This is a genomic window from Pseudomonas sp. E1MeOHC2 (assembly GCF_058745025.1).
The window spans coordinates 5,148,783-5,163,714 of the sequence record NZ_CP196675.1 but is presented as its reverse complement, the minus strand read 5'-3'; the positions used below and the strand labels follow the sequence as shown (position 1 = coordinate 5,163,714).

The 14,932-nt window shown below is 63.2% G+C and carries 10 protein-coding genes and 1 riboswitch; of the genes, 7 read left to right on the top strand and 3 right to left on the bottom strand.

Features of this window, described 5'->3' with window-relative positions; translation table 11 throughout:
* Nucleotides 1-243: 243 nt before the first annotated feature.
* The 3 genes from ACSSU5_RS23340 to ACSSU5_RS23330 all read left to right on the top strand — a co-directional run bounded on the left by ACSSU5_RS23340 (nucleotide 244) and on the right by ACSSU5_RS23330 (nucleotide 4,282).
* Nucleotides 244-1,437 carry an aromatic ring-hydroxylating oxygenase subunit alpha gene (locus ACSSU5_RS23340; RefSeq protein ID WP_492559931.1) on the top strand — a complete coding sequence of 398 codons (1,194 nt, stop codon included), beginning with the start codon at nucleotides 244-246 and terminating at the stop codon, nucleotides 1,435-1,437.
* A 5-nt stretch (nucleotides 1,438-1,442) separates the two neighbouring features.
* Nucleotides 1,443-2,579 carry an FAD-binding oxidoreductase gene (locus tag ACSSU5_RS23335; RefSeq protein WP_492559930.1) on the top strand — a complete coding sequence of 379 codons (1,137 nt, stop codon included), beginning with the start codon at nucleotides 1,443-1,445 and terminating at the stop codon, nucleotides 2,577-2,579.
* A gap of 71 nt (nucleotides 2,580-2,650) precedes the next feature.
* The gene (locus ACSSU5_RS23330) at nucleotides 2,651-4,282 is read left to right on the top strand and encodes a BCCT family transporter (RefSeq protein ID WP_264313385.1); all 1,632 of its coding nucleotides are present in this window, start codon (nucleotides 2,651-2,653) and stop codon (nucleotides 4,280-4,282) included.
* 66 nt (nucleotides 4,283-4,348) lie between these two features.
* On the opposite strand, the gene ACSSU5_RS23325 is transcribed toward ACSSU5_RS23330, so the two are convergent.
* Together ACSSU5_RS23325 and ACSSU5_RS23320 are read right to left on the bottom strand one after the other, a co-directional pair.
* Nucleotides 4,349-5,008 (bottom strand): TenA family protein, encoded by a 660-nt coding sequence (locus tag ACSSU5_RS23325; RefSeq protein ID WP_492559929.1) that lies wholly within the window; start codon nucleotides 5,006-5,008, stop codon nucleotides 4,349-4,351.
* A gap of 2 nt (nucleotides 5,009-5,010) precedes the next feature.
* A complete protein-coding gene (locus ACSSU5_RS23320) occupies nucleotides 5,011-5,658 on the bottom strand; it encodes a TenA family protein (protein WP_264313387.1) in 648 nt (215 codons plus the stop codon).
* Between the two features lie 79 nt (nucleotides 5,659-5,737).
* Nucleotides 5,738-5,852, bottom strand: a riboswitch (TPP riboswitch).
* 244 nt (nucleotides 5,853-6,096) lie between these two features.
* Between ACSSU5_RS23320 and ACSSU5_RS23315 the strand changes: the two genes are divergently transcribed.
* From ACSSU5_RS23315 to ACSSU5_RS23300, 4 genes are all read left to right on the top strand, one after another.
* A complete protein-coding gene (locus ACSSU5_RS23315) occupies nucleotides 6,097-9,489 on the top strand; it encodes an Ig-like domain-containing protein (protein WP_492559928.1) in 3,393 nt (1,130 codons plus the stop codon).
* 77 nt (nucleotides 9,490-9,566) lie between these two features.
* A complete protein-coding gene (locus ACSSU5_RS23310) occupies nucleotides 9,567-10,553 on the top strand; it encodes an SCO family protein (RefSeq protein WP_492559927.1) in 987 nt (328 codons plus the stop codon).
* Between the two features lie 80 nt (nucleotides 10,554-10,633).
* Nucleotides 10,634-13,006, top strand: a complete 2,373-nt coding sequence (locus ACSSU5_RS23305; protein ID WP_492559926.1) for a putative bifunctional diguanylate cyclase/phosphodiesterase — start codon at nucleotides 10,634-10,636, stop codon at nucleotides 13,004-13,006.
* Nucleotides 13,007-13,040: 34 nt separating this feature from the next.
* Nucleotides 13,041-14,021: a site-specific integrase gene (locus ACSSU5_RS23300; protein ID WP_492559925.1), complete on the top strand. Its 981-nt coding sequence runs from the start codon at nucleotides 13,041-13,043 to the stop codon at nucleotides 14,019-14,021.
* Here ACSSU5_RS23300 and ACSSU5_RS23295 read toward each other — a convergent pair.
* A complete protein-coding gene (locus ACSSU5_RS23295; RefSeq protein WP_492561353.1) occupies nucleotides 14,011-14,874 on the bottom strand; it encodes an SMP-30/gluconolactonase/LRE family protein in 864 nt (287 codons plus the stop codon). The genes ACSSU5_RS23300 and ACSSU5_RS23295 overlap by 11 nt on opposite strands.
* Nucleotides 14,875-14,932 lie beyond the last annotated feature (58 nt).

The window sequence follows — 14,932 nt, the reverse complement described above, 5'->3', positions numbered from 1 at the left end:
CGCCTATTATTTGTCCCGCCTGTAATATCCCTGCAAACCCCCGCCCTGCCGCCCCGCTCTCGCATAACTTCAAGTAATACCACGTAGAAAATTAAGCGCATTGACGCCTTTTCAGGGCCACTTCAATAATCCGCGCCAGACGGCTTGATCAATTAAAAATAAAAGTGCCTGAGGACAACAATGCGCCCTTCATCGAGCAAAACTCATCGCGAACTTATCGACTCACGCCAACCTGGTTTTGGCATGAACGGCGAGTTGTACAGCCGCCAGGATGTTTTCGAAACGGATATGGAAATCTTCTTCAATCAACATTGGATACAAGTTGCCGTTACCGCCGATGTCGATGAGCCCGGTGACGTCTACACCGTGGACATCGGCAAATCGTCGGTGCTGATCCTGCGCGACGATGATGAACAGATCCGCGCGTACCGCAATGTGTGCCGCCACCGTGGCACGCGCCTGAAGGAAGCGGGCAAATCCACCGTGGGCATGCTGGTGTGCCCCTACCACCAATGGACCTACGACCTGGACGGCAGCCTCAAGCATGCCAGCCACATGGGCAAGGGCTTCGACCCCAAGTGCCGCAGCCTGATCCCGGTGCATTGCAAGGTCATCGGTACTCATGTGCTGGTGTGCCTGGGCGATAACCCGCCCGAAGACATCAACGACCTCGAAGCGGTGATGGGGCCACGCTTCGAGCCGTTCGACCTGACCAATACCCGCATTGCCTACGAACTCGACTACATCGAGAACGGCAACTGGAAGCTGGTGATGGAAAACAACCGTGAGTGCTACCACTGCGCCGGCACCCACCCGGAACTGATCGTGTCTTACCAGTCCGAAGACCTTGGCGTCAGCCTGGAAGAAATGAGCGACGAGGCCCGCGCCTCGTACGATGCCTATCAAATTCGCAAAGCCGGTATCGAGGGCGACTGGGCCGAATCGGGCCTCCTGTACGAGACTGTGGAGCACTTGCAGGATAACGCGCCCACGCAGTTCCGTACCCAGCGCATGATCATTGCTGGCGCTGGCGAATCACAGACGCTCGACACCAAGGTTGCCTGCCGCAAGCTGTTGGGCAACTTGACCCGACGCGATTTGGGCGACACTCACCTGTGGGGCAACAACGCCTGGGCTCATGTGATGAGCGACCACGCCATGATCAGCTGGATCATCCCGCTGTCGCCGGATCGCACACTGGTGCGTACCAAATGGCTGGTGCACCGCGACGCCGTCGAAGGTGTCGATTACGACCTGCAGCGCTTGACCGAAGTCTGGGTCGCCACCACCCAGCAGGACGCCGCCCTGGTCGCCATCACCCACAGCGGCACCCAGGACCCGGCTTTCGTCCCAGGCCCCTACTCCACCTACACCGAGCCGTACGTCGACCAGTTCGCCCGCTGGTATACCTCGCGCCTCGCGGCACATGGGGTGTGAAGGAGATGACCGTGCTCGAAAACATTACCCAGAACACTGCCGGCCTGCGCGCCGACCAGCGCTTCACCGACACCGACCACTGGGCCGCCCATGGCGCCCAGTGGGCCAGCGGTGAAAGCAAACGCATCGAGTGCCTGAGCGTCGTGGACGAAACCCACGACGTGAAGACCTTCACCTTCCATAGCCCGGATTATTCCGCCCTCGCCTACGAGCCGGGGCAGTTTCTGACCGTGTCGCCGGTAATCGCCGGGGCTAGCGTGTCGCGCTGCTACACCCTGTCCTCGACACCGACCCGCCCGTTCACCTTTTCCATTACGGTCAAACGGGTGCTGGGCGGTACGGTGTCCAATTGGTTGCACGACAACCTGCGCCCAGGGCACGCGCTGGCCGCTTCTGGCCCGGCGGGGGTCTTTACCCCGGTGGCGGGCCCGGCGCGCAAGTTGCTGTACCTGTCGGCCGGCTCTGGCGTCACCCCGCTGATGGCGATGACCCGCGCCGCCGCCGACCTGCACGCCGACCTGGACATCGTTTTCGTGCACAGTGCGCGCACGCCCAAAGACATCATCTTCCGCGATGAACTGGCGCGCCTGGAGCGCACCATGCCACGGCTGCGCACCTTGTTCTTCTGTGAAAGCACCGGTGACGAGCCGGACTGGCGCGGCCCGACCGGGCGCTTGTCGCTGGACGAACTGCAGCGCCAGATCCCCGACTTCAAGGAGCGGGCCGTGTTTACCTGTGGGCCCAAGGGCTACATGGAGGCCACCAAGGCATTACTGGCCAACGCAGGTTTCGACCTGGCCCGTTACCACCAGGAAAGCTTCGACATCAGTGCCGAGGCCGAGCCTGCAGCCCCCTCCGTCGCGCCCGGCCAGGCCCTGGACAGCTTCACCGTGCGCCTGGCCCGCTCAGGCAAGGAATTCACCATGAGCGCCGACCAGACCGTACTGGCCGCCGCCAAGAAAGCCGGTGCCGTAGTCCCCTCCTCCTGCAGCCAAGGTGTATGCGGCACCTGCAAGACCGCGGTACTGCAAGGCAGCGTGGAGATGAAGCACAACGGCGGTATTCGCCAGCGTGAAATCGACAAGGGCCTGCGGCTGCTGTGTTGCAGCCGCCCGACTTCGGACCTGGTGATCGACCTCTGACTTTCGACAAGGACGCCCGGGTTTCGGGCGTCCTTTTTTGCCGTCTAGCGAAAATAAAAAGGATATGGACGATGCGTGCAAAACAAGGCCTTTTCAAAGGCCTGAACCCTATCGTGACGGTAGGGTCCCTCTCCATTGTGGTGGCTTTCGTGGTGCTCTGCGCCTCACATGGCGACCAGGCGGCCGGTGTGTTCAAAGGGGCCTCGGACGCCATTCTCGACCACCTCAAATGGTTCTACCTGGCCCTGGTCAGCGGCATCCTCGGGGTGTTGGTGTTCATCGCCTTCAGCCGCTTCGGCACCCTCAAGCTGGGCCGCCCCGACGAAAAACCCGAGTTCAGCTTCGCCGCCTGGATCGCCATGCTGTTCAGTGCGGGCATGGGCGTGGGGCTGATCTTCTGGTCGGTTGCCGAACCTGTGCTGCACTACGCCAGCAACCCCTTCACGCCGGGGCTCACCGACCAGGCCGCGTCCATGGCCATGCGCATCACCCTGTTGCACTGGGGCCTGCACCCTTGGGCGATCTTCACCGTGATTGGCCTGGGCCTGGCCTACTTCGCCTACCGTGAAGGGCTGCCGCTGGCCCTGCGCTCGATTCTCTACCCGATCATCGGTAACCGCATCTACGGGCCGATCGGCCACACGGTCGACATCATTGGGGGCGCCGTCACCGCGTTCGGGGTCTCGCAATCGCTGGGGCTGGGCGTTGAGCAGATCAACATGGGCATGCACCAGGTGTTCGGCACCCCTGTCACCCTGTCGTTCAAGCTGAGCATCATCGCCGTCGTCACCGTGATCGCCTCGATCTCGCTGGTGGCCGGTGTATCGCGTGGCATGAAGCGCCTTTCAACGCTGAACATGTGGATTTCCCTGGGGCTGATGCTGGTGGTGCTGGCACTGGGCCCCACCCACTACATCCTCAACCTGCTGTTCGAGTCTGCAGGTGACTACGCGCAGAACATCATCGGCATGAGTTTGTGGACCGACGCCCAGGCCGACAGCAGCTGGCAGAAGAGCTGGACCGCCTTCTACTGGCCATGGTGGATGACCTGGGGGCCCTTCGTTGGCCTGTTCATCGCCCGTATTTCTCGCGGGCGGACCATCCGCGAACTGGTGTTCGGCGCGTTGCTGGTGCCAACCTTGGTGACGATCCTGTGGATGGCGGTGTTCGGCGGTGCCGCGCTCAAGGACGAGCAGCAAGTGCGCCACGCCTATCAGCAACTGCCGGTCGCCGAACAGACCGCTGCCGGCCCGTTCCAGGGCGGCCCGATTCTGGAGGCCACGCGCAAGGAAACCACCACGGCGATGTTCACCTTGCTCGACCGCCTCGACGGCCCGACGCTGGGTGCATTTCTCAGTGTGATCATCTGCCTGCTGTTGGCCGTGCATTTCGTCACTGCCGCCGATGCCGGAACCCAGGTACTGTGCATGCTCAACTCGCTGGGCAGCATCAATTCGCCCAACTGGATACGTGTGTTGTGGTGTGTGCTGGAAGGCGCCATTGCGGCCAGCCTGGTGATTGCCGGTGGCCTGTTGGCAATCCAGATGGCGAGCATCGTGGTGGGCCTGCCGATTGCGTTGTACATGCTGCTGACGGGCTACAGCCTGATGCGCAGCCTGTTGGCCAGTGACCCGGTGATTGCCCGGCAGGCGCCTGTGCAGGTGACTGCAGAGGCCAAACGGCCTGCCAGCGAACTGGCGTAGCGCCCCCAACTGCGCAACCTGTCGTCGGCAAGCGGTAACAGGTTGCGCAGGTCAACGCCCTACCGGTTAGGCAGCGCCATCGAGGCCCATCTGCCAAAAGTCGGCTTCAAGGCTCGACGCCTGGCCAAAGGTCCCCGCCAACACCACGAAACGCTGCTCGGTCATGCTGCGCGCCGCCAGTTCATCCAGGTGCGCGCGCGCATTGGCCGCCACACGCTGATACCCCTCACCGGCGTACTCGCCGATCCACTCACGGTAAGGGTGATCGCTCAGGTCGCCAATACGCTCAGCCAACGTCCGCCCGATTTCTGCATAGCCGATCACGCAAGGGGCCAACGCCACGTGCAGTTCGAGCAGATCGCCTGCAGCGCCACAGTCGAGTACATAACGGGTATACGCCACCGTGGCCTGGTGCTCGGGTGCGGCCTGAATATCGGCCTGGGTCAGCCCCCAGCGCGCGCACAGGCGCAGGTGCAGTTCGGTTTCGTCAAGGATCGCCGCAAGGCCCGCCTGGGCTGCACGGATGTCGGCCGGCAGGCGGCTCTTGTAGGCGGCCAGCGCCCAGGCGCGGGCGAACTGGATCAAGAACAGGTAGTCCTGCACCAGGTAAGTCCTGAACGCAGCCTCGCTCAGCGTGCCTTCGCCCATCTGGCGCACGAAGTCATGCTCGACATAACGCTGCCACTGGCCGCTGGTGGCCGTCTTGAGGCGATCGAAAACATCCATGCTCACACCTCCCCCTCATAAACGGCATCGAAGAAGGCCAGCTCAAGGGCCACGGTACGCAGGTAGAAGTCGGTGCTCAGCTCGGCTTCCTGCGGCCCCACGCGGTCCAGTTCAGCGTGCAGGAAGGCGACGAATGCCTGGAACGCCGGGTTGTCGTGCAGGGTGATCCATTCGGCGTGAACGAAGTGCTCGGGCAAGGGCTTGGGCGCCTTGATCGCCCAGTCCAGGTACAAGCCCTCGGCGACATTCAGCACCGCCAGCGCGGCGGCATAGGAGCGGGTGGCCGCCGCTTCGCGCATGATGGCCTTGAAACCTGCGGTGGGTGCGGTGTCCTCGGCTTCGACGCGCTGCGCCGGGCTTACGTCCAGCGCCTCGAAGGCGCGCAGGAAATAGGTGTTTTCATCACTGGAGATCATCCCGGCGAACTGGCCGAAGCGCAGGCGTGCCTCGAAGGTGTCAGCGGTCGCGATCGCAGCGCCAAGCAGGGTCAGGAAGCTGTCAAGAAAACGGTGGTCCTGCACCAGGTAGCGGACCATGATCGGGTCCGGCAGGCTGCCGTCGCACAATTGGGTAACAAAGCGGTGCCCAACGGCCGCCGACCAGGTCGGCTCGCTCTGACGGCGCAGGGTTTGCGTGAAGCGTTCGGTCATGATGCTGTCCTCTGCAGGGGGTGACAGCGAGACCGTTGAAACTGGCATGGACTGGCCTCGCAGTGAGGCCGGCAAAAAGGCAGGTCGCAAGTCCCATCCCTTCGCCGGCATGATCCGGATCAGGTTCGAAGGGTCACCGCGCTGCTGCGTTCAGCGGTTTCTCAGCCCGATGCCGGGCTCCCCTTGGTGGCGCACAGGTATACAGCAGGTGCGAAGGTACTGTCACTACCCAAACAATGGGGCACCCATTACCCGGTTGTGGGTGCCTGCCCCCGTTTTTTGACACTTCCTTGGCGCACTGGCCCCAGGCCGTGCAAGGATTTGTTTAACAAAGCATTACTGAAACACCAGTTGGCATAGCCGTTGCTCAGGCCCTTAAACCAGGCAAAACGCCATTGATGGCCCCAAGCCATACAGCCGCGAGCGAGGCATAAGGCAATGAAAACACCTGCCGTGATCCACCCCACCAGGCACGCATTCAAGCTGTCTTCCGTCACCGTGCTGATGCTCAGCCTTGGGCTGATCCCGGCCATGGCCTCCTCCCTCGATGACGTCAGCCAGCCCCCGCCGACCGATCCTTCGGCCTACACCGATCAGCCGGCCGACCCAACCCCCGCGTTGCTCAACCTGTATACCTTGCCGGAAGCCAACGAAGGCTCTCTTGAGCTGACCGACGGCGTATTCGGCGACCGTTCGACCGTGCGCAAGGACAACGTACTGCCGCCGGCCCTGCAAACGTCTGAAAAGTACCCCACCAACGGCAAGCCCAGCCCGCTGTTTGGCGCGCAACCGTTCACCCAGCAACTGCTGCTGTTCGAGGAATTCGGCCCGGAGAAACTCGACCCGAGCATTCCTGCACCAAGCCTGACCTTCCCGCCACCCACCCTCGGCGCGGCACCCGCGCAAGACCCCAACGTGGTCGCGCGCAGTGGCCCCAGTGGCACGGCCCTGGAAGCTTTCCTCAAACAACCGGGCCTGTACCCGTTCCCGACCCAGTACTCCAACGTGCTCGACCGCAACCCCTGGAAGGCGCAGATCGAGATGTTCCTCAACCGCCAACCGGTCGGCTCGCCCGCTGAAGGCCGGCCACCAGGAAAGGGCTGGTCCCACCAGCGCTGGAACGAGTTCTACCCCCAGGCTGCGTTCAAGACCGCCCAAGCCGGTGCACGCATCAACCTCGGGCTGCGTGACCGTAAGCAATTGCACAACTATGCGGTCGGCGAGTTCGCGCCGGGCGGGCTGTACTACCAGACCTCGGACATCCCCACGACTCTGGGTACCACCAAGGGCATCGACACCCGCTTCCACCCGAACATGCCCCTGCAAAACCACAAATCGTTGTGGACGTTCGATGGCACCTTCCCGGTCAAGCTGCTGATGGTGCGCTATGGCCAACCGATCCTCATGCGCCACTACAATGCGCTGCCGATCGACCCTTCGGCCAACGGTGGCTTTGGCCTGCACACCCTCTCGACCCACGAGCACAACGGCCACTCCCCGGCCGAAAGCGATGGCTACGCCAACGCCTACTTCTTCCCCGGCCAGTACTACGACTACCGCTGGCCGGTGCAGTTGGCCGGCTACGACACCATCAACACCCGTGCCCAGGACCCACGTGCAGCCTTCCCCTGCTCACCGGGCGAAACCCTGTTCGTCAATGATGCGACGCCAGGCCTCAAGACCTGCGATAACGGCAGCATCAAGATCCGCGGCGACTGGCGCGAAACCATGAGCACCCACTGGTTCCACGACCACATGCTGGATTTCACGGCGCAGAACGTCTACAAAGGCAACGCCGTGATGATGAACTACTACAGCGCCCTGGACCGTGGCAACGAGGCCCTGCAGGATGGCGTCAACCTGCGCTTTCCCAGCGGCTCGGGCATGCCGTGGGGCAACCGCGACTATGACGTCAACCTGGTGATCGCCGACAAGGCCTGGGATGCCAACGGCCAGTTGTGGTTCAACCCGTTCAACACCGACGGCTTCCTCGGCGACCAGATCCTGGTCAACTGGCAGTACCAGCCAAAACTCAAGGTACGCGCGCGCAGCTATCGCTTTCGCATCCTTAACGGTTCGGTGTCGCGTTACTTCAAATTCGCCGTGGTACGTGAAATCGCCGGCACCAGCGGCGAGTTCAAAGGCCCCACCGGCTCCAACCTGTCTTACGCCCGCGTGCCGTTCCACATGATCGCCAACGACGGCAACATCATGGAACATGCCGTGCCGTTCGACGGCACCCTGGACCTAAACGGCGACGGTGACCTCAAGGACAACAACGGCATCATGCCGCTGCAAGGCATCGCCGAGCGTTACGACATCATCATCAACTTCGCCAAGAACGGCATCAAGGCGGGTGACAAGCTGTACTTCGTCAACCTGATGGAGCACCAGAGCGGCAAGGGCCCGAACCAGGCCATTGCGCTGGCGGATGTGCTGTCGGAGAAATACAAGGCAGTCATCAAGCAGACCAGCAAGGGCCCGCAATGGGATAAAGGCGACCCGGTGGTGGGCAAGTTCATGCAACTGCTGGTGCAGCCCTACAGCGGCCAGGACCTGAGCATGGACCCAGTCGCCTATGAGCCGGCCAAGCCCGGCAAAGCCGCAGGCCTGAAAATGATCCCGCTGACCCTCGACCGTAACGCCGTGGCCGACCAGGCCAAGCTCAAGGCTGCCCGCCACCGCGAGTTCATCTTTGGCCGCTCCGACGGTACCGACACCACCCCTTGGACCATCAAGACCGATGGCGGCTTCGGCTACAGCATGGACCCACGGCGTATCAGCGCGGCGCCGCAACTGGCGAACGAGGCCACAGCAGGCGGCTTCAGCGGCGATGGCACCCTGGAAGTGTGGAAAATCAAGAACGGCGGTAATGGCTGGAGCCACCCAGTGCACGTGCACTTCGAAGAAGGCATCGTGCTCAGCCGTGACGGCAAGGCACCGCCAGAATGGGAAAAATGGGCACGCAAGGACGTCTATCGCATCGGGCCGGACACCGACTCGTCGGAAGAGCTGGATATCGCTATACGATTCCGCGAATTTGCCGGGACCTACATGGAACACTGCCACAACACCCAGCATGAAGACACCTCGATGCTGCTGCGCTGGGACCTGGAGCACCCTGGCCAGTTCCAGGTGATGCCAACGCCGCTGCCGGGTTGGGACGGTGTGGAATACGTAGCCTCCGTCGGCCTGCCGACCTTCCGCACCGCCGACCACGACGATGAAGACGATGCCAACAAGCCGCCGGTTGCCGTCAACGACAGCGCTGCGACCACCGCCGACAAGGCGATCACGCTCAATGTGCTGGCCAACGACACCGACCCCGAGCGCAACGTGCCCTTGACCGTCATTGGCCTGAGCCAGCCGGACTCTGGGCAAGGCACCACCAGCACCAATGGCACTACCGTGACCTTCACCCCGCCCGCCACCGTGGCCACGCCTTTCACGGCCAGCTTCAACTACTCGGCGCGTGACGCCAAGGGTGCCGAGTCGGTGGCTCCGGCCACGGTCAGCGTCGCGGTGAGCCCGGCGGCACTGATCGACGACATCCAGGTCAGCAGTGCCACGGTGCAAATACGCAGCGGTAACCGATTCACCTGGGACCTGTCCGGTACGACCTCGATCGCCACCGGCAACAGCATCAACGTGTCGGTGGCCACCACCAACGGCCTGCTGAACCTGGGTACTGCGACGCTGACTGCGGCGACCACCGGTGCCCGTTGGCGGATATCGGTCACCACCACCGGCTACGGTCCGGCAACGCCCGCAACGGCGACCGTGAAGTCGAAGCTGGGGCAAAGCGTGACGGTACCGATCAGTTACCAGTAGCGGGTAACCTGTGCAGGCGCAGCCTTTGGCCGCCCCTGCACAGGTTTTTCATCGGATCTGTTACAGAGGCGTGCATCATGACCGGCTCATGGCGTGTTCTGCTCGTGCTGTCGCTGTTCGCTGCCAGTATCCCGTTCTGGCCAGTGCAACCCCAGCAAGCCCCAACCACCGAAACGGCCACGCCCTGGGGCGCCGATTACTTTCCCAATATCCCCCTGCTCACCCAAGAGGGCGAAAAGGTCCACTTCTTCGACGACCTGATCAAGGACAAGGTCGTTGCCATCAACTTCATCTTCACCGGCTGCACCGACTCCTGCCCAGTGGAAACCGCCCGCCTGCGCCAGGTGCAAAAGATTCTTGGCGACCGGGTAGGCAAAGACATCTTCCTCTACTCCATCAGCATCGACCCCTACAACGACACCCCAGCCACCCTCAAACGCTACGCCGAAAAATTCGGCATCGGCCCTGGCTGGACCTTGCTTACCGGCGAGCCCGACGACATCGAGCAATTGCGCAGAAGCCTGGGCCTGTACATAGAGGGCCTGGAAAACGGCCGCTCCAAGGACCACAACCTGAGCCTGATCATCGGTAACCAGGCCACCGGCCGCTGGATGAAAGCCTCCCCCTTCGAAAGCCCCTACATTCTCGCCGACCGCCTGGGCAACAGCCTGCACAACTGGAAACAGGCCAGCGCCATGGCCAACGACTACACCCAGGCACCTGAAATCCGCTCGCCCAGCAGTGGCGAGCAGATCTTCCGCACCCGCTGCTCCTCCTGCCACACCCTGGGCAACGCCGAGCCCGGTGTGCAACGGGGCATCGGCCCCGACTTGCTTGGCGTGACCCGCCAACGCGATGCCAACTGGTTGAGCCGCTGGCTGAAAGAGCCCGACCAGATGCTTGCGCAAAAAGACCCACTGGCCATGCTGCTGTACGAGCAGTACAACCGCCTGGCGATGCCGAACATGCGCCTGGGCGATGCCGAAGTCAGCGCGTTGATGGCCTACATGGAAGAAGAAACCACACGCCTGCAGACGCCCCTGGCGGATACGGCAAAACCTTAGAGGCCATTAGCCACCAGTCATTAGCCTGTCATCTTACTGTCGTATTTTGCCCACTTCACCCAGGGTCGGGACCATCAGCTGTGATTCGCCGTTCGCTCTCTTCCGCCGGCCTTCTGCGCCTGTTGATCCTGATGCTTTGTGCAGCCACCCTGGCCTTTCTCTGGGGGCTGCACTTCTCGCAGAAGGCCGCCGCGCGCCAGGATGCGCTGTCCGCCAAGGCCGCCGAACACCTGAACCTGGCCAGCATCGTCGCGCAGAGCCTGCGCCAGTTGGTCGACCGCGCCCAGGTCGTGGGGCGCGTCACCCAGGGCGACCTGAAAGCGCTGCACCAGGGCAACACCAGCCTGGCCCGGCTGCTTGCCGAAGACCCGCTGTTCAAACGCATGAGCCTGTATGACCGGCACGGTCGGCGGGTGTCGGCCAGCCATGCCGATGACGCCGCGACACTGCCTGAAGACTGGCTGCGCCAGTTGCAGTTGCACGTTGCCCGATACGGCTTCAAACCCTTCCTGCCCAGTGTCGAGGCGCCTGGCCCATTCAGCGCCATGCCCAGTTGGCGACTGCCCTTCGTGTTGCCGCTGACCGACTTGCCGGGCCGTGAAATCGACAGCATCCTCGTGGTGCAACTGGACATCGGTTACCTGGCGGTACTGTTCCAGCACATCGACCTGGGCAGCACCGGCGTGATGCGCCTGCTTCAAGACGATGGCCAGGAACGCCTGCGCATCGATAGCAGTGGCCTGGTGGTGGCCGCCGATACCCTGGAACCCGAGCTGCCGCAAGCGGGGCCAGACGCGGGGGCACTGACACAGTACGCACCCGGCGGCCCCTACCAGAGCCTGTTCCGGCGGGTTGCCGAACGCGGCTTCAGCGTGGTGGTCAGCCAACGCTACGAAGAGATTCTCGCGCCATCGACCTTGGCATACGCCCGGCAGTTCTGGCTAAACCTGAGCATGACTCTGATGATTCTCGCCAGCCTGCTCTGGACCCTGCGCCTGCTGCGCAAGCGCCAGGAGGCGTTCAGTGCCCTGGTACAGGCGCAGCAGGTCAACCAGCAACTGATCGGGCGGCTTGAAGACGAACACCGACGCAGCAGCCATGCCGCGGCCACCGATCACCTCAGCGGCCTGCACAACCGCCGCCAGTTCGTCGAAGTCGCAGGGCTTGCGCTCACCCGACAACGGGGCCAGCGCCGACTGATGGCGATCCTGTTCATCGACATGGACCGCTTCAAGTCGATCAACGATTCGCTCGGGCACAAGATTGGCGACCTGCTGCTGCAAGCCGTGGCCGGGCGTATCCAGCGCCTGCTGGAGCCAGGCGACGAAGCGTCGCGCTTTGGCGGTGACGAGTTCGTGGTCTTGCTGGCCGGCCAGCGCACTGAAGAGCAGATCAACGCCTGGGTACGTGAACTGGTGCACAAGCTCTCGGCCACCTATGCCCTGGATGGCCAGGAGGTCAACACCAGCCCCAGTGTCGGTGTCAGCATTTGCCCACGCGATGGCCAGGAGATCGACAGCCTGATCCGCTGCGCCGATGCCGCGATGTATTCGGCCAAGCAGGCGGGACGCGCCCAGTACCGCTTCTTCGACCCCTCGCTGAACCTCACCGACATCCACGCCTTCACCCTCGAACAGGCCTTCGGCGCAGCCCTGGCAGAGCGTCAGTTCGTACTGCACTACCAACCGCAGATCCGCCTTGATACCCACCAGGTACTGGGCTACGAGGCACTGGTGCGCTGGGACCACCCAGAATTCGGCCTGCTCTACCCAGACCGCTTCATCGACCTGGCCGAGCGCAGCGGCTTCATCATCGAGCTCGGCTGGGAAGTGCTGCGCCTGGCCTGTGAGGAACTGGCCCGTTGGCACGTTCAGGGCCGTGACGCTCGCCTGGCGGTCAATGTCTCGGCGCTGCAGTTGCGCCAGGCAGACTTCAGCACCCGGCTACTCAGCAAACTGCAGAGGCACGCCATTGCCCCGCAACGGCTGGAACTGGAGATCACCGAAACCACCATCCTCGACCCCGAGGGCACGGCGGTCGGCCACCTGCACCGCCTGCGCGACGCTGGCCTGGGCATCAGCCTGGACGATTTCGGGCGTGGCTATGCGGGGTTTGCGCACTTGCATTCACTGCCGTTGAGCAAGCTGAAAATCGACCGGTCGCTGATTGCGCCGCTGTCCAACAGCCATGACGACAGCCCGATCGTCTCTTCCACCATCATCCTGGCCAAGCGCCTGGGCCTGGAGGTGGTGGCCGAAGGCGTGGAAACCCGCGAACAAGTGGTGTGCCTGAAGCTCGCGGGTTGCGACATTGCCCAGGGGTATCACTTCAGCCGGCCGCTGTCGCCGGCGCAATTGCTCGACTACCCACCCTTCAACGGCAGCGAGGAACTGGTGGGCGCGGGTTCACCCGCGAACACCGGCAAAGTCGCTGCCATAGGCCATGGCGCATAAGTGTGCCGGGACAGGCAAGCCGATTCGGTTTATCGTGTCTGCACTGAATACCGGCTACCGCACCATGACCGACATCGAGCGCTATGTCCGCGCCGCCACCCGCGATAACACGCGGCGCAGCTACCAGGCTGCCATTGACCATTTCGAAACCCAATGGGGCGGTTTCTTGCCGGCCACCCCCGAGCGTATCGCCCGCTACCTGGCCGACCACGCCGAACAGCATGCCGTGAGCACGTTGCGCCAACGCCTTGCGGCGCTGAGCCAATGGCATGTCAGCCAGGGCTTCCCCGACCCGACCAAGGCACCGCTGGTGCGCCAGGTGCTGCGCGGCATCCGCACCCTGCACCCGACACCGCCAAAGCAGGCCGCACCGCTGTTGCTGCAGCATCTGCAAACCGCCGTGCAGTGCTTCGAGGACGAAGCCCGCCAGGCGCGTGAATGTCACGACCTGACCGCCCTGCGCCGGGCACGCCGCGACACTGCACTGCTGTTGCTGGGGTTCTGGCGAGGGTTTCGGGGTGATGAACTGGCACGCCTGCGCGTCGAGCATATCCAGGCTGAAGCCGGTGTCGGCATCACCTTGTTCCTGCCGCGCAGCAAGGGCGATCGCGAAGCGCTTGGCGTGCAGCACCGTACACCGGCACTCAAGGCGTTGTGCCCCGTCACCGCGTACCTGCAATGGATCGAAGTGGCCGGCATCGCCCATGGCCCGGTGTTTCGCAAGCTCGACCGCTGGGGCAACCTCAGCGACGCGCCGCTCAACAGCAACAGCCTGGTCGGCCTGCTCAGGCGCATGCTGGAGCGCGCCGGGGTACCGGCGGCGTTATACACCGGCCACTCCCTGCGCCGCGGTTTCGCCACCTGGGCCACGGCCAACGGTTGGGAGCTGAAATCGTTGATGAGCTATGTGGGCTGGAAAGACGCCAAGTCGGCGCTGCGCTATATCGACTCGGCGCAGCGCTTTGGCGAACTGGCGGTGTTACCGGCCAGCCAGGTGCATAACCTCATTCCTTGAAGGCGTGGCGGTGGACGCCAGCGATTTCCGGGCGAATGGCATACAGGTCCCCGGCATCCGGGTAATGCCGCAGTTCAACAGGGTTCATGCCGAAACGCGCGGTGGTGATGTACAGGGTCGTCATGCCCTCGCCACCAAAGCAGCAGCTGGTCGGGCGTGGCACCGGCATCACCACCTGGTCGGTCAGGTGGCCATTGCGGTCGAACCGCAGCAGGCAACTGCCATTGAACTGGCACACCCACAACCCGCCCTCACGATCCAGCGCAATGCCATCCGGGCGCCCCAGCTCGGCGGGGGTTTCGGCAAACAGCACGACTTCGGCCAAGCGGCCTTCCGCCAGGTAGTCGGCGCGGTAGATCGAGCGGGCGACAGAATCGACGAAATACACGGTGTGCCCATCTTCAGACCAGGCCAGGCCATTGGGCAGTGCCATGCCATCGTGGATCACCTCGTCGCTTAACGCTGCATCGAAACGGAACAAGGCACCGGTCTTGCCGCTTGGGGCTTCGTCCATCAGGCCGCTGACAAAACGCCCTTGAGGGTCGCAGGCGCCATCGTTGAAACGGTAGGTGGCGCGCGGGTGAACCGGCACGGAATACTGGCGCACCTTGCGCGCATTCACGTCAAGAATGGCAACGCTGGCATCTTCGGTGAAAATCAGGTTGCCCTTGTCGGTCAATGCCAGGGCGCCAATGCGGGCAGCCGATTCATAGAGGCTCTCGACTTCGCCGTCCGGGTTCAGCCGGTTGATGCGCCCATCGGAGATGTCGACGAAGTACAGTGCGCCGCTGCGCGCGTCCCAGACCGGGCTCTCGCCCAGATCGGCCTGGGTGTTGGCGACCTTGGCTGGCACATAGTGGCATTCCTTGATGCGGCTCCAGCGTTCGGCCACCTCCTTGAGGTTGCCCGCT